Here is a 23,441-nt window from a genome sequence, read left to right as displayed (position 1 = left end):
AGAAAATTCTTTCTCTGATCTTTCATTTCATTTTCTGGCGAAGTGAGGGGGATCTGACTGGAGATGAAGAGACCTCAGTCCTTCAGCAGTTTCTCTTCTGACAGCATACCCAATACACGTTCAGCCTCTTCAATCTGACGACTGATGTCTTCAGGAACGGGCTGATAATAGCGATCCAGTGATTTCAGGTCGCGATGACCGGTCACGCGTTTGAGGTCGAGCGGATTGGGCAGCAATTTTGCTAACCGGCTGGTTGCTTCATGTCTCAGGTCGTGAAAGGTCAGATCTTTCAGTCCGGCCTCTCGTACCATACGGCCATATCGAACACTGAACGCCGCTTCAGACCCGACATCAAAGAGGCGCTGTGTTGGCTTGGGCTGATACGGAAGCGTTGCAAGCTTCTCGATCAGGAGGCGACGTGCCCCCGGCGTGAGGGGGCGTATCTCTGGCCCGTGCTCTTCCTGATGGCGATGCGTCTTGGTCTTTCCGCTTTCGCCGCCCAGCTTCAGGGTGCGACGCTGAAGGTCAATGTCGCCCCAGCGAAGCTGGAGGGCTTCGCCCCGGCGTGTGCCTTGCTCAATCGACCATCGCACAAGCCAGACATCATCCGGGTGAGGGGAGGCGCTGACGGCTTCAATCAGGCGTTCAAATTCTCCAGGAAGGGAAGAGTCCCGATTTTCCTTGAGGCGTCGGTTACGCTTTTTGTCAGCCCCCTCGGGTCGTTTTACAACGCGGCCAGACGCATGATTGACGATGGCGATATCCCATTCCGAGATGGCATGCTGGATAATAGAGGCCAAAAGATTAAGGCGTTTCACCACAGTCGCGGCTGCATATCCGGCCGCGGTCATACGTTCACGGAAGCCACGGACGTCTGCGGCTGAGAATTTCGATAATCGTACCGAAGACAGTACGGTGTCGCGCAGAATGGCCGGGATATGCCCGATCCTGTCAGCTTTCCGATCGGCCATGCACTCATCGCGATACCGTTCAACAAGTGTGCCAATCGTCATCTTGTCGAGAGGGCGTGTATCTGTGAACTGGCCAAGCTCTGCTTTGGCGGCTGTTTCATTGAGCCAGCGTCGGGCCTGTGCCGCAGTGGAGAAAGTCTGCTGCACCCGGCGGCCATCGACCACCTTACGGGTCATGTATTGCCTGGGGCCACGATAGCTTACGCCGCGCGGTAAAGCCTTGCCTGTGGCGGGATCTGTACGCCCGCTCATGACATCACCTGCCGGCGTGTTGATATCTTCCACCATGAGAAGATACTACGACGTTCCTCGCGATGGTGCAAAAATGGTGCAAAAACTAATATTTTTTGGAAGAGTTTCGCCAAAAAAGCCAATGAAAACAATGGCGTCCCGTACGGGATTCGAACCCGTGTTGCCGCCGTGAAAGGGCGGTGTCCTAGGCCTCTAGACGAACGGGACAAGAGGCTGCGTTGGGCCTTGATTTAGAGGGGTTTCTGGGGAGCGTCAAGCGAGTTTTTTGAGTTTTTTCATTTTTTTTATCGGAGAGAAAACGCATGGACAATGCTTCGCAGGGCATGGGGTTCCTGAGCCTTGTGGCGTGCTATCATGCAAGGAGTAGTGTGTGCTTCTTATAGTGTGTGCCAGACATCCGTATCATTTTGGACCACGTCGTGGGCGGGGGACTGAGCAGCATGGGATAGAGCAACAAACGATGTGGCGTCAGATAACGCGGAAACCTCTTCTCAGAGTGGCTGTCTTGATATTGTGTCTGATCGTGAGTGGCACATGCTTGATGACACAGACCGGACTGGCTTCTGGAGGCGACGGGGTTGGTTTTCAGCAGCAGGAGTTCGACCATATTGCCCGGTGTGATCTGACAATCGGGCGGCCGGTGTTTTGTGGCGCCCCCTATACCGGACAGGCGGTGGTGCGGGAGGAGGGGGGCTTTCATTTGTGTGATGTCACGCTCGGCACGGTGCGGTTCTGTGCTGGGTTTTACACTGGTCGTGCCGTCGTTCGAGAGCCGCACGGCACGTATGCACGGTGTGATCTGACGCTGGGCCAGATTACGTTTTGCGAGGGCCCTTATACAGGAACGGCGGTTATCCCGCAGAGCGCAGAATAACCGCCGTTTTGCAAGGTTCAGCGGGGTGCTCGAAAGCGCCCCCGAAAGAGCAAAATCAGTTTTTGGAGCTGTTCAGGCCACGGAACGTCAGCATCGGGCCAATATCCGGGTCCTTGCCGTAGAAGGCGCGGAACATCGGGCCGTAATCCTGCGTATGACCGCGGGAGAGGATCATGCTGCGGAAGCGTTCGCCATTCTTGCGGGTCAGGCCACCATTTTTCTCGAACCATGCGAACGTGTCGTCATCCAGCATTTCGGTCCACAGATAGGCGTAATACCCGGCTGAATAGCCATTGGACCAGATATGCAGGAAGTAGCTGGACCGGTAGCGTGGTGGCACGAGGTCTGTTTCCAGCCCCATTTTGCTTAGAGCGGATTTTTCAAACGTATCGACATCTTGTTTCGGAGCATCGGCACCAAGGCTGTGCCAGTCCATGTCCAGTTCTGCAGCACTTACAACTTCACCCAGACGATAACCCTGATTGAAGGTCGCCGCTTTTTTCAGCAGGGCTACCAGATTTTCCGGCATGGCCGCGCCCGTTTTGTAATGGCGGGCATAATGCGCCAGTACCGTGGGGTTCAGCGCCCAGTGTTCGTTAAACTGAGAGGGGAACTCCACAAAGTCCCGTGCGACGGACGTGCCGGAGATAATCGGGTAGGTCTGGCTGGCAAACAAACCATGCAGAGCATGCCCGAATTCATGGAACATGGTGGTGACATCATCAAAGCTGATCAGGGCCGGTTCGCCCTTTGCAGGTTTGGTGAAATTGGCCACGTTATACACAACCGGCTTTGTGCCCAGCAGAGTAGACTGTCCGACAAAATTGGACATCCACGCACCGCCGTTCTTATTATCGCGCTGGAAGTAATCGAAATAGATCAGGCCGAGTTCAGACCCGTCTTTATCGTACACTTCAAACACCATGACATCCGGATTGTAGGTCGGAATATCTGTGCGCTGCTTGAAGGTAATGCCATAAAGGCGGTTGGCGGCAAAAAACACACCATCCTGCAAGACGGTCTTCAGCTCGAAATAGGGTTTGACCTGATTTTCATCAAAATTGAGGCGCGCTTTACGAACCTGCGCCGCGTAATAGGGCCAGTCCCACGGTTTGAGCTGGAAAGATGCGCCATTTTTGGTGATGGTGTTCTGAATATCAGCGGCTTCACGCTTCTGTTCCGCATCAAGGGCGGGCACAATTTGTGCAATAAAATTGTGCACGGCTTCCGGCGTTTTAGCCATCTGGTCCGCCAGAACATAGGCTGCATAATTCTTGTAGCCAAACAAGGCTGCTTTCTGGGCGCGGAGCTGTGCGATGGTGGCGATTGTGTCGCGCGTATCGTTATCTCCGCCTTTTTCCACGCGCGTCCATGACTGCTCAAACAGGGCCTGACGGGTTTCACGGTCGGTCAGGCTTTCCATGGCAGGCTGCTGTGTGGTGTTTTGCAACGGCAGGAGCCATTTGTTCTCAAGTTTGCGGTCTTTGGCGGCGGTCAGCGCTGCTGTGATGGCTCCATTATCCAGACCTGCCAGCTTCGCTTTATCTGAGATAATGAGGGCGGAGGCCTTGGTGCCGGCCAGCAGTTTCTGCTGGAACACGGTCTCCAGTTTCGACAGACGGGTGTTCAGGTCACGCAGTTTCGCTTTGTCAGCATCAGAAAGCTGAGCTCCGGCCTGCACGAAATTCTGGTAGTAAACATCCAGAACTTGCTTCTGTTCAGCGTTCAGCCCCAGCGTCTCTTTGTGGGCATGTAGGTCCTTTACACGCGCGAAGAGTTTGGGGTTGAGGTAAATGCTGTCCTCATGCGCGGACAGTTTCGGCCCCACCACTTCCTGCACCTTATCCAGAACAGGGTTGGTATTGGCGGAATAGACACCGTTGAAGGTTTCTAACGTGCGGTCCAACAGGCGGCCTGAGCGTTCCATGGCGGTGATGGTGTTCTCGAAGGTCGCCGGTGCGGACGTGTTGGCGATCTGCTCCATTTCGCTGGCCTGTTCGGCCATGCCCTGCTCCAACGCCGGTTGGTAGTCCGTGTCCTTGATCAGATCAAAGCGTGGGGCGTGGAAAGGCAGCGTGCTTTCTGTGGCAAACGGGTTGGATGCGGCCAGAGGGGAAGGCAGGGAGGCGGCTGTGGCAACCGTGCTCCATCCTGCCAGACAGGTGGCGGCTGTCAGGGTGTAAAGCCAGGAACGATGGGTCATACAGAACTCTCCTCAAAGGCCCCGGAGCAGCAGGAGTCCCGTTACGCCGGGGTAGGGTCTCCACGGTTAGGGGGCGGAAGAGTGGCGAGTCAAGAAAGCTCTGTGGTATTTGGGTCACATAAGGAATGGGTTCAAAACGACTTTTCTTTCCAGAAAGAAAATATTGAATCAAAATAAAATTTAGTACTTTTTTTGGCTTTTTTGGGAAAGAAAATGACATCATTACGGTTGGAGTGTGTTTTAAATGCCGCATATTCCGATAAAAGGTTTTTATATCGAAATTTTAGCGTGACAGGTGCCGGGGGGTTTCTTAATTCGGAAATACTAATGACTTTTAAATGTAACACTTTCGCAGGAAGTCTCTGATGTCCCACCCCGATCGTAGAAAGAAGCGCCTGCCGCTCTCTTTCTCCCTGCTGTATGCGTTGCCGGTTTTTGCAGCAGTCGCGCCTGTTCTGGCGCAGGCTGCCACGACCACGTCTTCTTCCCACGTTCATGCGGCATCCCATAAAAAGGTGGCTGCGCATAAGGTGAATGCCCGGACGTCTGGTGTGCAGAAAGGTGCCCCGCGGACAGTGAGCACGCGTGTTGCTGCTCCGGTTGCGTCTTCAACCAGAACCATTCAACAGGCTCGGAACCTCGGGACTGCCGCTGGTGGCACGGAAACTGTGGAAGTTACCGGCTCTTTTCTGCGTCAGGGCCGTAACACCAGCCCGAACCCTGTGCAGATCATTACCTCTAAGGAAATCCAGCAGACAGGCGTGACCAACGTAGGGGATTTCCTGCAGCGTATGCCGTCCATTGGTTCTGGCGGCACTGGGAACGCGGATACAAACGGTGGTGCCGGTGTCGGTTGTGTGGATTTGCGGAACCTTGGCAGCAGCCGTGTTCTTGTGCTGATTGACGGGAAACGTGTGACCCAGACCGGGATGAGCGGCGGGTCCTGCGTGGACATGAACACCATCCCCGTGATGGCCATTCAGTCTATCGAAATTCTGAAAGATGGTGGTTCGGAACTGTACGGCGCTGACGCTGTCTCAGGTGTGATCAACATCAAGATGCGCCATGATATCAACGCCGGCGCAGTGACTATGCGCGGTGATATCAGCCAGCGTGGCGATAACAAGACGGGTCTGATTTCCGCTTATAAAGGCTGGAACTTTGACCATGATCGCGGCAACATCACGCTCATGGGGCAGTACAACACCGTTGGTGGCGTGATGATGAAGAATCGTGCATGGTCCCGTAATCCGCAGGCGAATGATTCTCTACATCCTAGCTTCGGCTCGATTATTTCGACCAGTGGGACATTTTTTGATCCTAGTACAGGGAATCCGGTTTATAACAGCAACAATGCCGGGGGGCTGGTTCCATATAGCAAATCTAGCCGGTATAATTATAACAACGATACCTCTCTGCTGAATAATACGCAGAATGCGAGCCTGATGGGCGATGCCCATTATGACTTCAGCAAGCATTTTACGCTGTATTCCAACGTGATGTACAGCCACAAAACGTCATGGACTCAGATGGCGCCCATCCCTGCAACAGGAAGTGTGGCCCCGTCCACTCTGCCCAATGCGATCATGCTGCCAGAGGATTATCCCGGCAATATTTCTGGAGAAGAACTCCAGATGTATCGCCGTATGGGAGAGTTTGGGAACCGTAAAAGCGAAACAGCCGTTGACAGTCTGACGGCTAAAGTTGGCGCAAGTGGTGAAATCATAGCGGGCTGGATGTATGATGCATCTTTCACGTATGGTTCTACCATGTCTACTTTCCAGACATCTGGTGTTGGCGATTATGGCAAATTGCTGCGTGAGTGGGGGTTGGACGCGGTAACACCGGGCGATTCAGGCTCTGACATGATGTACAACCCGAATTCCTGCCTTGGATATGCCGGGTGCGTACAGTCCAGCATGTTAAGCCGTCTTTCACCCGAAGCTGCACAGTACGCCAACTATACCGAGCACGATCATTCCCAATATACCCTGCGTGACTTCAATGCGCGTATCCACAATGATCACGTTGTACACATGCCCTACAAAGGTGGTGGCGACCTCGGTATCGCTCTGGGTATGGAACATCGTGGTGAGCAGATGAGCTATCACCCTGATCCGCTCATTGCGCAGGGTGGGTCACTGACGAATACCGTGCTGCCGACGGGCGGCGGCTTCAACGTGTCAGAAGCTTACCTAGAAGGTAACCTGACACTGCTGCACAATGTTCCCTTCGCCAAAAATCTGTCTATCGATGGGCAGGGACGTTTTTCCAGCTACAATACCTTCGGCACGACCTATAACTGGAAAGCTGGAATCAATTGGGCGCCCGTGCGGGATGTTGCGTTCCGTGGCACACTGGGCACGTCCTTCCGTCAGCCAAGCGTGTCCGAACTGTATGGTGGCACGCTCATGAGCTATAACGGCGCGAATGACCCGTGTGATATGACGCAGATCACCAGCTACGGCGGTCGTCAGGCTGCTGTGATGGCGAACTGCATGAAACAGGGCATTAATCCGAATACGTTCCAGCAGTCTGGCTCCGGGCAGGTGCCGTCTCTGAATGGTGGTAACTCCAAGCTGCGCCCTGAAATCGGTCGAACGTACACCTTTGGGGCGACTTTTACGCCACACTGGATTCCGGGCCTGAGCACCAGTACTTCTTTCTGGCATTATCGTGTGTCTGACACCATCAGTGCGTTGTCCACACAGTATGTGCTTGATGGTTGCTATACGGGCTCCAGCCCCACGATGTGTCAGAATGTCAATCGTCTCAGCAATGGTCAGATCAATACCGTTTCCGCACTGAACGCAAACCTTGGCGCTCTGACCACCAGCGGTGTGGATTGGGACCTCAGCTACCGGTTCCGTGTGACGGATGCGGACTGGTTTATGGTAGAAAATAATTTCCAGCGTCTGGTCAGCTTCAAGCAGCAGTTTGTTCCCGGTGGCCCGCACTACAACTTTCTGGGGTCCATCACGTATCAGGCTCAGGGGACGTCTAACCCGACTGTGCGTGACTATGCATCTCTTAGCTGGCACCACAACAATTTCAGTGTGACCTACATGATGCAGTATATGAGTGGGATGCATTGGAACGATGGCACCAACACCATCTATAAAGCTGATGGCTATGGCCGTGTTAAGAACGCGTCCATGGTACTGCAGGATCTGACGTTCAACTACAACCTGAAGCGCTGGAACTTCCAGTTTGAAATCCAGAATCTGGCAGACAAGCAGCCGCCGTTCCTGGTTAATACGTCAAGCAACAGTAACGATTCCACTTATGGTGGTTGGTATGCTGGGCGGTCCTTCCTGCTTCAGGCAGGCATGAACTTCTAAATTTTCTAGTCTACGGAATGAGAAAACCCCTTCGAGAGAAGGGGTTTTTTTATGTCTTTTTTAAAGACCCAGCAGCATAAGCTCTTTTTGTAAATGGGGCGGCAGGTTGGTGTGCCGCGTGCCCGACAGGTCTGGTGGGGCGTCGGCTGGTTTCAGATAGCGCCAGCCCTGAAACGGGCGCATGGCGCGGGGTTCAACCCGGATGATCTCCGGGGAGAGCAGAATGAGCGTGCCCTGTGTGCCGTCTGCCCGTGTTTCGGTTTGCAGGTCCAGCACCTGCTGGCGACATTGGATCAGACCGCTGATCACCCGATAGAGTGAACCGCTATGCAGGATTTCCTCACTCTGGCGGGGAAAGGTGCGGGTATGCACCACCGGCAGCCGCGCACTGTGCTGCGGGTGTTGTCGGGTGTTGTGCGGGTCTTTCTGCCGTTCCGCCAGTTCTTCAACCGAACTGACACCGACAACCAGTTTGATGAGGTTGAGCATGCTGCCAGCCTACAGCAAATTGCGTGGATTTTGAAAATCCGGCTGATAAGTCTGCGTGAGCCAGCGGCCGGGCTGGGCCTCTCTTACGCAAGCTTGTGTGTTTTACCGGGGTATCTGGCAGAGTGTCGGGTGTTGCGACATCTGCCAGACGAAGGAGGAAAAAAAGGCTTACAGACTCTGCGCCTGCTTCACGAAATTTTCCTGAAATTTCTCGGCATCAATTTTCTGCACGAGTGTCACTTCCCGTACACCCATGGCGACCGGAGCCAGAGTCTTCGGCCAGACATGCGCGTGGCCGTAGCTGTAGCCTTTGGCGATTTCCACATCCATGTAGGCTTTGACGGACTGTTTCACGAGTGACGGATCAGCCGCGATTGCGGCGGCCATTTCATCCCACAGGGGGAGTGGTGCGAAGTTGCGGTTCATATAGCGGGTGACAGGAGTGATCTTGCTGGCAATGAGGGCCATGTAGGGTCTTGTCATCATAATATCATTAGAGACGTTGCCGACCACCGTGATGGAGGGCCATGCGGCTGTCAGCGTGATATGGGCGGCTTCCGGGTCAAAAATCATGTTGAAGTCAGACGCGAAGTTTGCGCTGCCTGTGAGAGACATCATGCTGATGTCAATCAGCCCGCCCATGAAAACCAGTTGTTTGGCGGTGGCGGCAAAGGTTGGGTCCAGACGGATGGCCAGTGCCAGATTGGTCATGGGGCCCGCCGCAAAAATGGTAACCTGATGCGGGTGGGCATGCACCATGCGGATCAGGAACAGGGCGGCAGGTTCGGCAATCGCGGGTGTTTTGGGAGCACCTTCAGCCAATGTCGGTAAAGGCGGCTGGATGGACGGTACTTTGGCCATGGATCCGGTGCCGCCCCATGCGCCTTTCCATGGAATGGTTCCATATTGCTGCTCCCGCAGGCGCATGAGTTCCACCGTGTTGATCAGCGGATAGACTGCGCCATCCGCGACTGGGATATCTTCATGATGGGTAATTTCAAGAAAACGGCGCAGATGCGCGGATTCCGCATTTTCCCAGTCATCCCCAGCGCAAACCGTAAAACCAAGGACCTTGATGTGCGGGTTGGCGAGAAGAGGGATGGTGGACTGGATATCTGACCCGCCCGGTCCGAGAAAATCGTTATCTTCAATGACCAGTTCCGGGGCGTCAGTCTTTTCATCCGCGCGGGCATGAGGGGTCGCGCACAGCACGGCCAGCGTTGCGGCGAGAGCGGAGGTCAGTCGCAGGAAGGGGCGATGGGGAAGGGAGCGCGGACGCATGACAGCCTCGGTTGGTTAAGAAGAACACCCGGTTGGGTAATGGACTGTAAGCGTATCGTTAAACCGGACCATAAGGAAATATGGCGTGTAAAAATTTCATCCGAGCCATGGGTGGAAAGACGGGTAAATCGTTTCTCTCTGTGTGTTTGATGCAGAGCAGGATGTGTGGTGCGGTGATTTTTGAGTTTCAAAACGCACGGAATATTGCATAATAGAAATAAACGAAGTGGATTTTAGATCATGATAAAAAACAGATGGAAATTTTCCCTATTTCTTCTCCCCTTAAGTCTTGTGTTGATAGCAGGTGCGGTCATTAAGGATCGCTATGCGTGTCTATACGATTTATTTTTCTTGCTTCTCTGGACGCTGATTCTGTCGCAACTCATCATAATTCATGAAGGATTGTGTCAAAAACGGGAGCGGACCTTACAGAACCAGTGCGCTCAATAGTGCTTCCAGCCGCAGGCGGCCTTCCGCTGTGGCACGCAGGGTGTCCGGTGTCTGCTCCAGATAACCTTCCTCAAGGGCAGCTTCCAGAATGACCGGGTCCAGCGCGTCTTGCAGAGTCAGGCCGGTGCGGGCGGTAAAGCGGCTGGTGTTGATGCCTTCTGTCACGCGCAGGCCCATCAGCAGCATTTCCCGTGCACGGTCTGTCGGGTCCAGCGCGTCCTGAGAGGTCTGGCCGGTGCCGGTGCGCTCTACCAGATCGGCCCACGGTTCCGGGGCGCGGTGGCGGCGGGTCGCAAACAGCGCATCACCTTGCGTGATACGGCCGTGTGCGCCGGGGCCAATGCCGAGGTAATCGCCATAACGCCAGTAGGTCAGATTATGGCGGCTTTCACTGCCGGGGCGAGCGTAATTGGAGACTTCATATCCAGCCAGCCCGTGGCGGGCGGTCACATCGGCGGTTTCCTGATACAGCCGGGCGGCGGTCTCTTCATCCGGAAGGGTGAAGGCTCCAGTGCGATAGAGCGCTTCAAACTTCGTACCCGGTTCAATGGTCAACTGATAGAGCGAGACATGGTCCGCCACCAGACTGAGGGCCATATCCAGTTCAGCTTGCCAGTCGGCTAGAGTCTGGCCGGGGCGAGCGTAAATCAGGTCAAATGTAATGCGGGGGAACAGGCTACGAGCAATTTCCAACGCCGCAAGCGCCTGTTGTGCCGAGTGCTCCCGGCCCAGAAAACGCAGAGACGCATCATCCATTGCCTGAAGCCCGAGTGAGACACGGTTGACCCCGGCCTGTCGGAAGGCGCTCAGGCGGCCAGCTTCCACGCTGGTTGGGTTGGCTTCCAACGTGATTTCAAGGTTGGGCAGCGGCTCGAAAAGGGTTGTGGCCTCAGCAATCAGCGCGGCCACGCTTTCTGGCGCCATGAGGGAGGGGGTGCCGCCCCCAAAAAAAATGGAGCCGAGTTTTCGGCGGCCCAGCTTTGCGGCTTCATGCGCCAGTTCCGTCCGCAGGGCGCTGGCAAAGCGGGCTTCGGGCATCCGTTCCCGTACGTGTGAATTGAAGTCACAGTACGGGCATTTGGCCAGACAAAACGGCCAGTGGATGTAGAGCGCGAGCGGCTCGGCTTTGGCCGCGGCGGTGGGCAGAAGGGCGGTCAGATGGCCACCTTCACGCCCAACTGTACCACGCGGTCTGGCGGAATACGGAAGAACTCCATGCTGGAGGTGGAGTTACGCGCCATGAACAGGAACAGAGACATCCGCCAGTGCGAAATGCGCGGCATGGAGGAGCGGGTGATGAGTTCGCGTGAGGTAAAGTAGGACGCCTGAAGCGCGTCAAAGTCCACGCCGTTGGATTTCAGGTCTTCCAGTGCGCGGGGGATGTTGGGCATTTCCATAAAGCCGTAGCGCAGGATGACGCGGTAGATATTAGGCGCCAGTTCTTCCACGGCTACGCGGTGGCCGCGGTCTGCTTCCGGCTGGTCAAGGTTCTGCACGGTAACAAACAGCACGTGATCATGCAGGATCTTGTTATGACGGAGGTTATGCAGCAGGCATGGCGGCACGAAATCCGGCGTGCCCGTCATGAACACGGCCATGCCCGGCACACGGATAATGCGGGACTGCGGCAGGCGCGCGATGAAGGAGCCCATGGGCAGACTGTCCTGCCGCTGGCGGCTGACAATCAGGCTGCGGCCTTTTTTCCATGTGGTCATCATCAGGGTCAGCACGCAGCCCAGCATTACCGGCACCCAGCCGCCATCCGGGATTTTCAAGGCGTTGGCGGCAAAGAAGGTGGCGTCCAGCGCAAGGAAGCTGCCGAAGACGAGGCCGACCTGCCAAGCTGGCCAGTTGAAATGCTTGCGGAACACGACAATGGCCAGAATGGAAGTGCAGATGAACGTGCCCGTTACCGCAATGCCGTAAGCGGAGGCCAGTGCGTCAGAACTGCGGAAAGCCACCACCAGCAGTACGGCCCCGACAGCCAGAAAACGGTTGAAGTCCGGCAGATAGATCTGGCCTTCTTCTTCCGCGTTGGTGTGCGTCATGCGTAGGCGGGGCATATAGCCCAGCTGGATAAGCTGGCGACAGACGGAGAACCCACCGGAAATCCCGGCCTGACTGGCAATAACGGTCGCAAAGGTGGAGAGCACCACCATTGGCCCCTGCATCCAGTGCGGGCACATCAGGAAGAACGGATTGACCAGCGCTTTGGGGTCCGCAATGACCAGAGCGGCCTGCCCGAAATAGTTTAGCACCAGCATAGGCAGCACGAAAAATAGCCATGCGTAGCGGATAGGCGCGCGACCAAAATGGCCCATATCGGCATAGAGCGCCTCAGCCCCCGTAACGCACAGCACCACGGCCCCAAGGGCAAGGAAGGAAAGCTTGCCGTGATAGAACACAAATTCCAGCGCATAGGTGGGGGAAAGCGCCATCAGAATACCCGGATGGTGTAGGATCTGCACAACACCCAAGGCCCCAATCGTGCCGAACCACAGCAGCATAACCGGCCCGAAAATGGTCCCAACCTTGCCGGTGCCAATCCATTGCACGCTGAACAGGCTGATAATGACCAGAATGGCGATGGGGATCACAAAATCATGCGCGGCAGGCACGCTGACTTCCACGCCCTCGATGGCTGAAAGCACGGAAATGGCCGGGGTAATAATGCCGTCCCCAAAGAAGAGACAGGCCCCCACAATGCCAACCAGCCCCAGCGCCCATCGGGTTTTGGGGCTGGTGGCCATACGCTGGGCGAGGGACATAATGGCCAGAATGCCGCCCTCTCCATTATGGTCGGCCCGCATGATCAGAATGACGTATTTGACCGTGACGATGAGAAGGAGTGTCCAGAAAATAAGACTGGCAACCCCCATAATCTCCCACGGTGCCACGCTATGGTGCCCGGAAATGACTTCCACTGTTGAGCGGAAGGCGTAAAGCGGGCTGGTACCGATATCCCCATACACAACGCCCAGCACACCCAGTAGGGCGGCAAAGCCCACGGGGGCTGCGGCATGTTGCGGCTGGTCGGCGTCAAACTCCGTAATCTGCGGCTTTTCAGCCGGAGCCGGAGCGGGGTGTGCCGCAGCGTGGGGAGGTGTGCCAGACTGCGGGTCTGTTCCGGGGGTAATAGCTGGGTCTGTCATGTCAGTTCTGACTCCACGTCGCTCGTGGGGAAAATGGGTCCCGGCGTTTGCATAGGGCGGAGGCCGGGGGCTGGCAAGTTTTCGGGCTGGTGGCCCTTCAGGCCGTGGGTGGCCGGGGGCCGAAAATGGCGGTGCCGACGCGCACAAGCGTTGCGCCCTCGGTAATGGCAATCGGATAGTCTGCTGACATGCCCATGGAGAGCACTGGCAGGCCGTGCGTCTGCGCCATGCCGCGCAGCAGCCGGAAATGCGGGGTCGGGTCCTGCTCTGCTGGGGGTATGCACATCAACCCCTGTAAGCTGGCCCCAAACCGTTGGCGGCAGGTGCGGATAAAACTGTCTGCTTCTTCCTTCGGGATACCAAACTTCTGTGGTTCATCCCCGGTGTTCACCTCAATCAGCAGGCTGGGCATCCGGCCTTCGCTATCGGCAGCGCGGGCCAGAGCATCGGCTAGAGCAGGGCGATCAAGGCTTTCAATCACATCGGCTATGCGTAAGGCCTCTTTCGCCTTGTTGGTTTGCAAGCCGCCTATCAGATGCAGGCGCAGTGCTGGATTATGCGCCCGCAGGGGCGGGAATTTGGCGGCGGCTTCCTGCACGCGATTTTCACCAAACACCGTCTGCCCTGCGCCAATGGCGTCTTGCACACTGCTGGCCGGATGAAATTTGGAAACTGCGACCAGCGTGACAGAGGCAGGGTCTCGCCCGGCATCCTGCGCGGCAGTCGTGATGCGGGCGCGGACATCAGCAAGCCTGTCCGCAAGGGAAGAGGATGGGGCCATAAAACGGAGCTTTTCTCAATAAGAGAGGAAGAGTTCCCTCCTTGTAGCGAAAAAAGTCCCGGCAGGGGAGTGCCGTGCGGACATGCCGCTATGTGTGCGTCATGCGCAGGCCGTGGCGGTAGAGGACTCAGGCTTTCGCGTCAGGCACCAGAATGATGCGGCCCAGATGTTTCCCGTCTTCCATCATCTGGTGGGCCTCGGCGGCTTTGGAGAAGGGCAGGACTGTATCAATACGCGGGCTGATGGTGCCACTGGCCAGCAGGGGCCAGACCTGCGTGTGCAGTTCTTGCGCGATGCGGGCTTTGGCGGCGGTGTCCCGCCCACGGAGGGTGCTGCCAGTCACAATTAGTCTGCGTGTCATGATGCGTGCCAGATCAGCCTGTTCAGCCTTGGCCCCACCTTGCAGGGCAATAATCACCAGCCGACCGTCTTGCGCCAGACTTTTGATATTGCGGTCAAAATACGCGCCGCCGATCATATCCAGAATGAGGTTAACGCCCACGCCATCCGTCAATTCGCGCAGGCGCGCGGCAAAATCTTCCTCACGGTAATTGATGGCAACGGCTCCGAGCTTTTCACACAGGGCGCATTTTTCCGCACTGCCCACTGTAACGTAAGGAACGGCGCCAAAGGCCCGTACCAACTGGATGGCCGTAACGCCAATACCGCTGCTGCCGCCGTGGATTAACACCCGTTGCCCCACAGCAGGAGGTGTTGGCATGAACAGGTTGGACCAGACCGTAAAAAAGGTTTCCGGCAGGGCGGCGGCCTGCACGGCGTCAAACCCTTTGGGGATGGGCAGGCATTGCCCGGCGGGCACCAGACAATAGTCCGCATAGCCGCCACCATTGGCCAGCGCGCAGACCATGCTGCCAATGTCAGGCATAAGGGTGCCGTCCTGCTGGGCGCCGCAGGCCACGATTTCCCCGGCAATTTCCAGCCCAAGGCGCGGGTTTGCACCGGGCGGTGGGGGGTAAAGCCCTGCGCGCTGCATCAGGTCTGGCCGGTTGACGCCTGCCGCCAGCACACGCACCAGCACTTCTCCCCGGCCCGGCTGCGGGATGGGCAGGGTTTCACACTGCAACACATTCGGGCCGCCCGGTTCTGTAAAACAGACGGCTGTCATGGTGCTGGACTGGGTGGGGCGGTGGGAAGCTGTCATGGATGCGCCTCGCGGAGAAAAACCGTGAGGGCGCATGAAAGCTCATTCTTCTCTGGCGCAAAAGAGGCGCGGACTTCACGTCTGGGGTAGGCGGAGTTTAATCGTCAAACCGTTTGCTGCGCCCCTGCTTGATGCTGGAGCGCCGGGCCTTGCCATCCAGCCGCCGCTGGCGGGCGCCTTTGCCGGGGCGGGTGGGCACGCGGTAGGCCTGCTTATGTGCGGCCTGCCGGATGAACTCCACAAGTCGTTGGGTGGCATCGTCCCGGTTCTGCTGCTGGGTGCGGTAGTTGCGGGCGGTGATAACAATTACGCCCTCCCGCGTGGCGCGGCTGCCCGCCAGTTCCAGCAGGCGGGTGCGCACCCGTTCGGGCAGAGAAGGCGAATTGGCAGCGTCAAACCGCAACTGCGCCGCGGTGGCGACCTTGTTGACATTCTGGCCGCCGGGGCCGGAGGCCAGAATATAGGTAAAGGAGAGTTCCCCGTCATCCAGCGCAAGGGTGGGGGTGATGGCGATTTTCATAAAACCTCAGGGTCGCCTCATGCAGGGCGGAGGGCCGGGTGCCCTCCGCCCTGCATGGTCAGGATTTCTGCTTCTTCTCTTTTTTCTCTTTCTTGTTCCGTTTGTCTTTCGCGGCGCGCTGGGACGGGGCGGCTGTGCCGCCACGGGCGCGTTCAATCACAAAGCGGGCGTAGTCATCCATATCGCCATCAAACGGGACAATGGTGTTGTCTGCCGCCAGCCACAGCCGGTCCGCCACCAGTTCCATCAGGGAGCGGTCATGGGTGATGAGCAGCACGGCCCCTTCATACGCATTCAGCGCGTCCAGCAGGGCGCGGCGGCTATCGATGTCCAGATGGTTGGTCGGTTCATCCAGAATCAGCAGATGCGGAGCGGACATGGCGACCATGTTCAGCAGCAAGCGGGCGCGTTCACCCCCGGAAAGGGCTTCAACCTTGGTGCCCTGCTTTTCAAAATGAATGCCGAACTGGGCCAGACGGGAACGATGGGACTGGTCACTGTCCGTAGGCCGCGCTTCTCGCATGATATCCAGCGGAGTCTGCTGCGGGTCCAGCGCTTCAATCTGATGCTGGTGGAACCAGCCCACCTCAAGCCGCGCGGAGCGGGACACGCGCCCGGACCGCGCCTGCAACGCTCCCGCCACGAGCTTGGCGAAGGTGGATTTCCCGGCCCCGTTTACGCCCAGCAGGCCGATGCGGTCATCCACATCCAGCCGGAGGTCGAGGTCTTTCAGAATCGCCGGATCATCCCCATAGCCGACCTCCACATTTTCCAGCCGCAGCAGTGGCGGGGCCAGCGGGCGTGGCGGAGAGGGCAGGATGAAGGGGGAGACCTGAGCCTCGATGGTGGTTTCAATCGGCGTCAGCTTGGCAAGCCGTTTGACGCGGCTTTGCGCCTGCGCGGCCTTGGCGGCGGAGGCTTTGAAGCGGTCCACAAAAGATTGCAGATGGGCGCGTTCGGCTTCCTGCTTGGCGCGGGTCGCACTTTGCAGACGGATTTTCTCGGCTCTCTGATGCTCAAAGGAATCATAGCCGCCGGTATAGAGTTCCAGCTTGCCTTCCGTGACATGCAGCGTGAAATCGACCGAGTTGTTCAGCAGTTCCCGGTCATGGCTGATAATCAGGGCGCAGTGCGGGTAGCGTTCCAGCCGGGCTTCCAGCCAGAGTGCCCCTTCAAGGTCCAGATAGTTGGTCGGTTCATCCAGCAGCAGCAGGTCTGGTTCGGAGAACAGGGCGGCGGCAAGGGCCACGCGCATCCGCCAGCCGCCGGAGAATTCCGCCATCGGGCGGTCCAGATCTTCGGTTGAAAAGCCGAGGCCGTTGAGAATTTCAGCCGCGCGGGACGGGGCGCTGTCGGCATCAATTTCAATCAGCCGCATCCAGATATCGCCCATGCGTTCCGGCTCCGCCGTTTCCAGCTCGGCCATCAGGGTGGCGCGTTCTGCATCCGCGGCCAGAATGGTGTCAATCAGGCTGATATCCGTGGCCGGATGCTCCTGATCCACAGCGGCAACGCGGGCGGCTTTGGGGATGGAAATCTCGCCGGAATCCGGCTGCAACTCGCCTTTGATCAGCTTGAACAGCGTGGATTTACCCACCCCATTCCGCCCCACCAGAGAGACTTTGGAGGGGTTGGGCAGGCTGACGCTGGCACGATTGAAAAACTGGCGTCCCCATGCGTTGAACACGAGGCTGTCGATCTGAAGCATAAAGCGAGAAGTCCGGTAACAGGAAAGGGCCGGACCTCTCTATCGCGTTTTAGACGCTTTCCGCCACCCAGTTTTTCTTTTTGGTGGCCAGACCAATGCCCGGATTCATGCAGTTGCAGGGGTCCAGTTCCCGGTAATGCGCGAGCATAACATCCGGGGCGTGATAAAGATGGCCCACATTATGTTCCGCCGGGTAGCGCGCGCCGCGTTGGTCCAGACCGGGGAGCATGCTGTGCTCCACGTCCATGGCGTTATAGCCTTTTTTAATGACGTAATCCTGATGCATCACATGGCACAGGAAATGGCCGTAATAGAGTTTGACGATGATTTTCTCTTCAATCTCTTGCGGCAGTTTTTCAAACCAGTCGCGGTCATTCCGGCGCAGGGCGACGTCCAGCGCCACAATATCTTCCGCTTCCCTATGATGCACGGCGCGATAGCGCACGGCGGCTCCCGCCACGGCAAAGCGGTGCAGGAAGGCGCAGGTGCCTTCATCAGGCGTGCATTCAAAAAACTCACCCGTGGCGGTGCGAAAGAATTCTTCCAGATACGCCTTCATCGGGCCTGCCAGCGTGGCGGAGGTTTTTACCATCAGGTGATGTTCAAATTTATCCCGGTAGTCCAGCATCCGCCGGGGAAGTTGGGGCGGGATGAACACGCTGAGGGCCTGCATGATGCGGTCACTCAGATTTTCTGGCAGGAAGCCGAATTTCTTGGCGAAAATGTCAAATTTTGCCTTCGTGGCAAAAAGTTTCGGCAGGAACTTCGTGCCGAATTTGCGGATGATGGCAAACGTATCCTTGCCGTATTTTTCGGCGATGTTGAACGCATCGCGGTGGATGTATTCGCCAGCAATCGGCAGTTCTTCAAAGGCAGTCAGCATGTGGCGGCGCAGGTCTTCCAACTCGTCCGTGCTGTTGGAGCCGATGTAGAATACCGCAGGATTTTTTGCAGCCGGGAAGGTATCCAGACGCACGGCGAATACCACCAGCTTGCCCGCGCACCCTGCGGCTTCATGCCAGCGGGCCGGGTCCGCGTTGAAGCGGGCCGGGGTATCCGCATCCACATCGCGCACATGGGTGATGTAGTTGTTGTCATGCCCTCGGCCTGCATCCCAGTCGATATCGGCATCGGAGAAGGTGCCAGCCTGAAGTTTGTTCAGGATCGCTTCCGGGTCATTCCCCAACTGGATACCCAGATGGTTGACAAGCCGCAGCGTGCCGTCTTCCCCCACCTGACCAAACACGGCCATTTCCGTATAGGCCGGGCCGCGCTGCACCAGCGCGCCACCCGAGTTGTTGCTGATCCCGCCCAGAACAGACGCACCAATGCAGGAAGACCCGATAACGGAATGGGGTTCCCGCCCGATGGCGCCCAGCATGCTTTCCAGCTCATACAGGGTGGCACCGGGCAGGCAGACCACCTGTTTGCCGCCGCCGATCAGATGCGCACCGGTCAGCCGCAGGGTGCTGATCAGCACAATCTCACGGTCATAATCATTGCCATCCGGCGTGGAGCCACCCGTCAGGCCCGTGTTGGCGGCCTGCATGATGATAATCTTGCCTGCCGCCACGCAAGCCTGCGCCACCCGCCACAACTCCACCAGCGTGCCGGGCTGCACGACCGCCAGCACCTTGCCCGCGCCAAAGCGGAAACCGTGGCGGAAGCGGTAGGTGTCGGCTTCGCTGGTCAGAACGTGGCTGTGTCCGGCAATATCCTTCAGGCGGCCCAGCAGAGACTGGTTCGCCGGGGTCTGGGCAGGGGCGGTCATAAGGTAAGGCTCCGTCTGGGTCAGGCAGTAATGCGGTTGGTGTTATAACACTCTTCTTCTTCCGTGCCAGATCACAGATATGCGTCTGGGTTGGTGCGGCATCCCGCTCCGGTTGGAAAGGGATGCCATATTCTGAAATCCTTGCAGTATTCCGTCCGGAAAGCCAGAGGGGGAGGCAAAAGGCGGGGCCAGAGGGTGAATTCCAGAAGGCGGGCTCCACAGGGCGAATTATGGAACTGCCGGGGCTCCGGGGGTGAAATCAAACACCACACCCTTAGTCAGATAAGGGGCTGCAAAGGTTTTGAACGCGTCATGCGCCGGGTCAAAAAAGCGTGGCTCTGTGACAATCGGGCGGCCAACGTAAAAATTCCGGTCCCCTTCTGAGGCAAAAGTGACCAGATAGCCCTGTTCAAGCCCGAGGTCCGTATTTTCTCCGCTGTTCTGCGCCCCTGTTTCAATGGATGTCACCACTGGTTTGCCATCCGGCCTGCGGGAGAGACTGGCCAGCGCGATGAAACGCCGGGTGACCTCGGCCCGCTGCGCGGCAGTCGTGCCGGGGCGGAAGGCGAACATCACCATATGGCGCAGCAGACCGGGTTTGTAATCCGGCGCGGTAAAACGGGCGACGCCGACAGCACGCTGTTCCCTCTGCGCGGCCAGAGCGGCGGCGTCCAGTGCTGATGGCGTGGCAGAAGATCGGGTAGCAGAAGAGGGTGGGGGAGAGGACGGCTGGGCGGCATTCTGAGGCACAGGTGCGCTCAGCGCAGGGCCGGTCAGCAGCAGCGCCTGCACACAGGCCAGTGTGGTAAGGGCTGTCAGGCGGGGCGCGGTTTTCAGGGAGGGGCCACGAGACACAGGGTGTTTTCCTTCCTTTTATATCTGTGGGGGGTCAAGACCTTAATAAGGCGATTGTCCTGCGCTCAAAGTCCAGCAGATCGTGGCGTGCGGTCTTCAAAGCTTGTTCATCAAGCGTCAGGGCTGTGCGACCGTTTGCCAGTAGGAGGCCGGTGTCACAGTTTGTCGCCAGTGTTGTCAGATCATGCAGGGCGGTGATGAGCGTCAGCCCCTCGTCCACCATGCTCCGCAGAGTCTCCCGTACGTCAAAAATGGCGACCGGGTCCAGCCAGTTGAAGGGCTCATCCAGAATGACCAGCCTTTGTCCGCGCGCAAAGGCCGTGGCAAGGGCAATGCGCTGGCGCATTCCTGCGGAACAGTCTCCAATCCGCCGGTCCAGCAACGTATCGAGTTGTAGGGCTGTTCGTAACGGACCAAGGCAGCGCCAGAGGGTGTCCTCGGACCCGGCAAGGAGTTTCAGCACCTCACGGCCCGTTAGAATGTCGGGAAGAGTTTCGGCCGGCGGACAGAAGCCGATCTGTGTGGCCCGGTACGGGCGGTCGGACACGGTCTCCGCTCCGTCCAGCAGGCAGGAGCCGGAAGCAAAGGGCAGTCGCCCTGCCACAGCCCGCAGCAGGGTTGTCTTGCCGGAACCGTTCGCGCCAATCAGGCCAAACCATGCGCCCTGCCGGACGCTGAGGCTGACATCCGTGACCACCCGCGCGGCATGGCGACTAACGGAGACTTCGGCAAGCCGGAGGAGTGGGGTCATGGCATCAGCCATGTCCGGGCGGCTGCGCGCCGGTAGGATATCCAGAGAAAAAAGGCGAGCACGGCGGGGAGAAGAACAGCCTCTTCATAGCCGGTCAGTATCAGAACGCCTGTCTCACACGTCATGATCAGATCGGTCCTTTTTTTATCATGGCAGCAGGCTGTCCAGATCCATAGCGTTTTCAGAAGACCGGCGGTCACGCAGAGTGCGAGGATCAGCACAGCCGGAAACCAGCCATATAGACTCCACGCGGCAGGACCTGCGGCAAGCAGGAAGGCAGCGTCATCCCCCGAGGTCCTCTGGATACTCTGTAATGGTGAAGAGCCTGACTGACAGAGGAACTTCACAACGGCATGGTCTGTGGCGCTGAGCCTGAACAGCATCAGGGTTGCTACCGTCATCAGAACAGGCGTGAAGAAGGCCGGTGGCAGGAAGAGGCGCGTGCAATCAGCCACGGCCAGAAGACCCAGCGCACAAACCAGCCCGGCATAAGGGGCGGCAGGACGCCGGAACCGTGAGAAGAAAGGATGCTTTTGTATGAAAGCGCCCGCATGGTCCGGCCCGGCAGAACCCGGCCCCTTACTCAGGCCCACGAACCCCAGAACAGACCCCGCCAGATAACCCGGCACACAGACAATCAGCAGGGACGGCCGGATAATCAGCGTGAGGGCAGTCAGGCTCCCCAGACCGATGGCGCACCATGTGGCCAGATAGCGCCGTCGCAAAGATGGGGTCAGGGCTTCCGGAGCCAGCAGGCCATATGTGATATGGTTGGACAGGCGGGCAGCGGCGGACCGCAGGACAGTCAGGGCGCCCAGAAACCCGATAGCCAGAAAAATCCCCGCAGCAAGTCGCCATGGGCATGATGCCATGCGCAGATGAAGGACCAGCAAACCGGCGAGGAGCACAGCGGCAACGGTCAGCCGATCCCGCCAGCGTCGGAACGTGATAGTCAGCGTCTTCCAGACAAGCAGCGTATCATATTGGAATAGAAGGCCAGAGGGGGCCGCTTTTTCTAAAATCATGACGTCTTACAATTTCTGATCCGATGTCCGGAGGTCCGAGTCCCGGCGGAAGAGCAATGCCTGACGTTACGCGCGATATTTCTCCCCCGCTAGTTCCTGCCGGGTGCGTTCCAGTTCTTCAGCGTAACGGCGCAACACATAGCGTTCGCTCAGCAGGCCCAGAATGAAGTTCTGCTCATCCACTACGGCCAGAGCGGGGCGGGCCAGACGCTCAAACGTATCAATGGCCGTGGAGAGGGAGAGGGCGGGAGTCAGCGCGACATCATCGGGGGCCACAAGGGCCGTCAGTGGAGTGGTTTCCGGCACATGGCTGGCGTGGAACAGCACGTTTTCCACCAGTCCCTTATACTGGTTATCCTTGTCACACAGAATGATGTAGCGCGGTGTCTGGTTGGGGAAGGCCAGACGGGCGGCCTGCACGGTTTCTGTAGCGGGGAAGGTGACAATCTGTGTGCGCATCATCCGCTCCACAGTCAGTGTGCGCATCCAGCTTACATCCACGCCCGAGCGGATATTCTCCCCGCGCAAGTGGAAGCGCCATGTGGCGAAGGAGTAGCCGAAGGTCCGCCGTACCGTCATGGAGGAGACAATGGCCGAGACCACAACAGCGCCTGTCAGCGGCAGGCTGCCGGTTGTTTCCAGTGCGAGAAAGATCATGGTCATGGGCCCGCCAATGACCGACACGGCGAGCGCGCACATGCCCACAATAGTGCAGACGGAAACAGGCAGTACGGCCAGCGGGGCGATAATCCCGGCAAAGACCGCTCCTGTCAGCACGCCTAGATAGAGCGAGGCAAAAAACAGCCCACCGCGAAAGCCGGAGCCGATGGAAATGGCGGATGCCAGCGCCTTGAGGCCCAGCAGACCGAGAGCCAGCAGCAGCGGGGGAGAACTGATAAGCCCCGCCCGCATGGCCATATGGCCGGAGGACAGAACAGAAGGGGAAAGGAGCGCCAGCCCGCCCACCATCAGCCCGCCCAGCGCAGGGCGCAGCCAGACCGGGATGGGTAGGCGCTGGAAAATATATTCGGTCAGCGTGACGCCGCGCATCAGCAGAACCCCCATCATTCCAGCGAGAATACCCAGTAGGATGATCGGGAAGCTGGCCATTAAGGGGATGCTCGGTGGTGTGGCCACCAGCACCGGCGGCAGAACGGTGTCAGTCAGATGTGCGACGGCAATACCGCAGATGGAGGCAAGAGCCACCGGCGGCAGGGCGGTAAAGGTGTAGGTGCCAATAATCAGTTCAAACGCATAGAACGCTCCGGCCAGAGGGGCGTCAAACGCCGCTCCGATGGCCCCGGCCGCGCCACAGCCCACCAGCAGGCGCACATCCGAGCGGTGCATGCGTAACTGTCGCCCGATGCGCGAGCCAAAGGCCGCGCCAAGCTGGCTGAACCCCGCTTCCAGCCCCAGCGATACCCCGCAGCCATTGGAGAGAATGGTCTGCCCAGCCAGAATTAGACTATCCCGCAGGGACATGCGGCCACCGTGCAGGGCGTTGGCTTCAATTGGATCAACCGGGCGGAAGCGGGTTTTGCGGGCCAGATACAGGCTGGTCAGCCCCAGCAGCAGGCCGCCGCCCATAGGCACCAGCAGCGCCCGCGTGGGGCTGACGCTGGTCAGGCCGGAGAGACGACCGGAGCCGGGGGCCAGAAGATGGTGGGTGAGGAAAGTGGTGGCCGTCATCAGGGCGACAACACTGCCTGCCAGCACGCCGACAAGAGCAGCCAATGCAATCAGCCACAGGGTGTCTTTGCGCACAAGAGCCCGCAGCGCCGCCAGAAGTTCGGGGGGCGTGTTGTGGGTGCGCACATGGTCCAGCAGACCGGTCATGGCTGCTCAGGCACAGGCG

The 23,441-nt window shown here is 58.1% G+C and carries 17 protein-coding genes and 1 tRNA gene; 2 read left to right on the top strand and 16 right to left on the bottom strand.

What is annotated here, in order from left to right; genetic code table 11:
* Window positions 1-74: 74 nt before the first annotated feature.
* Both AD949_RS03760 and AD949_RS03755 read right to left on the bottom strand, forming a co-directional pair.
* Window positions 75-1,223 (bottom strand): site-specific integrase, encoded by a 1,149-nt coding sequence (locus tag AD949_RS03760; protein ID WP_061504634.1) that lies wholly within the window; start codon window positions 1,221-1,223, stop codon window positions 75-77.
* Window positions 1,224-1,354: 131 nt separating this feature from the next.
* Window positions 1,355-1,430 (bottom strand) — tRNA-Glu (locus AD949_RS03755).
* Between the two features lie 334 nt (window positions 1,431-1,764).
* On the opposite strand from AD949_RS03755, the gene AD949_RS03750 reads away from it, so the two are divergent.
* Entirely contained in the window at window positions 1,765-2,097 is a 333-nt protein-coding gene (locus AD949_RS03750; protein WP_244463393.1) for a hypothetical protein, read from the top strand.
* A 55-nt stretch (window positions 2,098-2,152) separates the two neighbouring features.
* Here the strand turns inward: AD949_RS03750 and AD949_RS03745 are convergent, their stop codons facing one another.
* Window positions 2,153-4,300, bottom strand: coding sequence for a M3 family metallopeptidase (locus AD949_RS03745; RefSeq protein ID WP_048836221.1), 2,148 nt, complete (start codon window positions 4,298-4,300; stop codon window positions 2,153-2,155).
* A gap of 365 nt (window positions 4,301-4,665) precedes the next feature.
* On the opposite strand from AD949_RS03745, the gene AD949_RS03740 reads away from it, so the two are divergent.
* Complete coding sequence (locus AD949_RS03740) at window positions 4,666-7,641, top strand: TonB-dependent receptor domain-containing protein (RefSeq protein ID WP_244463392.1); 2,976 nt, start codon at window positions 4,666-4,668, stop codon at window positions 7,639-7,641.
* Between the two features lie 60 nt (window positions 7,642-7,701).
* Here AD949_RS03740 and AD949_RS03735 read toward each other — a convergent pair whose 3' ends face one another.
* From AD949_RS03735 to AD949_RS03675, 13 genes are all read right to left on the bottom strand, one after another.
* Window positions 7,702-8,130 (bottom strand): DUF1489 family protein, encoded by a 429-nt coding sequence (locus AD949_RS03735; RefSeq protein ID WP_048836220.1) that lies wholly within the window; start codon window positions 8,128-8,130, stop codon window positions 7,702-7,704.
* Window positions 8,131-8,298: 168 nt separating this feature from the next.
* Window positions 8,299-9,411 (bottom strand): nucleoside hydrolase, encoded by a 1,113-nt coding sequence (locus AD949_RS03730; RefSeq protein WP_048836219.1) that lies wholly within the window; start codon window positions 9,409-9,411, stop codon window positions 8,299-8,301.
* A gap of 426 nt (window positions 9,412-9,837) precedes the next feature.
* A complete protein-coding gene (hemW, locus tag AD949_RS03725; RefSeq protein ID WP_048836218.1) occupies window positions 9,838-11,007 on the bottom strand; it encodes a radical SAM family heme chaperone HemW in 1,170 nt (389 codons plus the stop codon).
* 8 nt (window positions 11,008-11,015) lie between these two features.
* Window positions 11,016-13,013 carry a potassium transporter Kup gene (locus AD949_RS03720; RefSeq protein ID WP_048836217.1) on the bottom strand — a complete coding sequence of 666 codons (1,998 nt, stop codon included), beginning with the start codon at window positions 13,011-13,013 and terminating at the stop codon, window positions 11,016-11,018.
* Between the two features lie 97 nt (window positions 13,014-13,110).
* Window positions 13,111-13,794: a YggS family pyridoxal phosphate-dependent enzyme gene (locus AD949_RS03715; protein ID WP_048836216.1), complete on the bottom strand. Its 684-nt coding sequence runs from the start codon at window positions 13,792-13,794 to the stop codon at window positions 13,111-13,113.
* A gap of 127 nt (window positions 13,795-13,921) precedes the next feature.
* On the bottom strand, window positions 13,922-14,956 hold the full coding sequence (locus AD949_RS03710) for an NAD(P)H-quinone oxidoreductase (RefSeq protein WP_244463391.1): 1,035 nt from the start codon (window positions 14,954-14,956) through the stop codon (window positions 13,922-13,924).
* Between the two features lie 97 nt (window positions 14,957-15,053).
* A complete protein-coding gene (arfB, locus tag AD949_RS03705) occupies window positions 15,054-15,476 on the bottom strand; it encodes an alternative ribosome rescue aminoacyl-tRNA hydrolase ArfB (RefSeq protein ID WP_048836215.1) in 423 nt (140 codons plus the stop codon).
* Window positions 15,477-15,534: 58 nt separating this feature from the next.
* On the bottom strand, window positions 15,535-17,184 hold the full coding sequence (locus AD949_RS03700) for an ABC-F family ATP-binding cassette domain-containing protein (RefSeq protein WP_048836214.1): 1,650 nt from the start codon (window positions 17,182-17,184) through the stop codon (window positions 15,535-15,537).
* A gap of 49 nt (window positions 17,185-17,233) precedes the next feature.
* On the bottom strand, window positions 17,234-18,955 hold the full coding sequence (dld, locus tag AD949_RS03695) for a D-lactate dehydrogenase (RefSeq protein WP_048836213.1): 1,722 nt from the start codon (window positions 18,953-18,955) through the stop codon (window positions 17,234-17,236).
* A 228-nt stretch (window positions 18,956-19,183) separates the two neighbouring features.
* Window positions 19,184-19,810: a Dabb family protein gene (locus AD949_RS14500; RefSeq protein ID WP_244463390.1), complete on the bottom strand. Its 627-nt coding sequence runs from the start codon at window positions 19,808-19,810 to the stop codon at window positions 19,184-19,186.
* A 34-nt stretch (window positions 19,811-19,844) separates the two neighbouring features.
* Entirely contained in the window at window positions 19,845-20,561 is a 717-nt protein-coding gene (locus AD949_RS03685; protein WP_048836212.1) for an ATP-binding cassette domain-containing protein, read from the bottom strand.
* Window positions 20,558-21,586, bottom strand: a complete 1,029-nt coding sequence (locus AD949_RS03680) for a hypothetical protein (RefSeq protein WP_048836211.1) — start codon at window positions 21,584-21,586, stop codon at window positions 20,558-20,560. The genes AD949_RS03685 and AD949_RS03680 overlap by 4 nt, the downstream gene beginning before the upstream one ends.
* A 66-nt stretch (window positions 21,587-21,652) precedes the next feature.
* Entirely contained in the window at window positions 21,653-23,422 is a 1,770-nt protein-coding gene (locus tag AD949_RS03675; protein ID WP_048836210.1) for a chloride channel protein, read from the bottom strand.
* Window positions 23,423-23,441: the final 19 nt, after the last annotated feature.

The sequence above is a fragment of the Acetobacter orleanensis genome (assembly GCF_001581005.1).
Classification (GTDB): domain Bacteria; phylum Pseudomonadota; class Alphaproteobacteria; order Acetobacterales; family Acetobacteraceae; genus Acetobacter; species Acetobacter orleanensis.
This window is presented reverse-complemented; position numbering and strand designations above follow the sequence as displayed.

Bases quoted from the DNA above. Each gene is read 5' to 3' on its own strand.
- AD949_RS03760 (WP_061504634.1), bottom strand. From the start codon at position 1,223: ATGAGCGGGCGTACAGATCCCGCCACAGGCAAGGCTTTACCGCGCGGC.
- AD949_RS03750 (WP_244463393.1), top strand. From the start codon at position 1,765: ATGACACAGACCGGACTGGCTTCTGGAGGCGACGGGGTTGGTTTTCAG.
- AD949_RS03745 (WP_048836221.1), bottom strand. From the start codon at position 4,300: ATGACCCATCGTTCCTGGCTTTACACCCTGACAGCCGCCACCTGTCTG.
- AD949_RS03740 (WP_244463392.1), top strand. From the start codon at position 4,666: ATGTCCCACCCCGATCGTAGAAAGAAGCGCCTGCCGCTCTCTTTCTCC.
- AD949_RS03735 (WP_048836220.1), bottom strand. From the start codon at position 8,130: ATGCTCAACCTCATCAAACTGGTTGTCGGTGTCAGTTCGGTTGAAGAA.
- AD949_RS03730 (WP_048836219.1), bottom strand. From the start codon at position 9,411: ATGCGTCCGCGCTCCCTTCCCCATCGCCCCTTCCTGCGACTGACCTCC.
- AD949_RS03720 (WP_048836217.1), bottom strand. From the start codon at position 13,013: ATGACAGACCCAGCTATTACCCCCGGAACAGACCCGCAGTCTGGCACA.
- AD949_RS03715 (WP_048836216.1), bottom strand. From the start codon at position 13,794: ATGGCCCCATCCTCTTCCCTTGCGGACAGGCTTGCTGATGTCCGCGCC.
- AD949_RS03710 (WP_244463391.1), bottom strand. From the start codon at position 14,956: ATGACAGCTTCCCACCGCCCCACCCAGTCCAGCACCATGACAGCCGTC.
- arfB (WP_048836215.1), bottom strand. From the start codon at position 15,476: ATGAAAATCGCCATCACCCCCACCCTTGCGCTGGATGACGGGGAACTC.
- AD949_RS03700 (WP_048836214.1), bottom strand. From the start codon at position 17,184: ATGCTTCAGATCGACAGCCTCGTGTTCAACGCATGGGGACGCCAGTTT.
- dld (WP_048836213.1), bottom strand. From the start codon at position 18,955: ATGACCGCCCCTGCCCAGACCCCGGCGAACCAGTCTCTGCTGGGCCGC.
- AD949_RS03685 (WP_048836212.1), bottom strand. From the start codon at position 20,561: ATGACCCCACTCCTCCGGCTTGCCGAAGTCTCCGTTAGTCGCCATGCC.
- AD949_RS03680 (WP_048836211.1), bottom strand. From the start codon at position 21,586: ATGATTTTAGAAAAAGCGGCCCCCTCTGGCCTTCTATTCCAATATGAT.
- AD949_RS03675 (WP_048836210.1), bottom strand. From the start codon at position 23,422: ATGACCGGTCTGCTGGACCATGTGCGCACCCACAACACGCCCCCCGAA.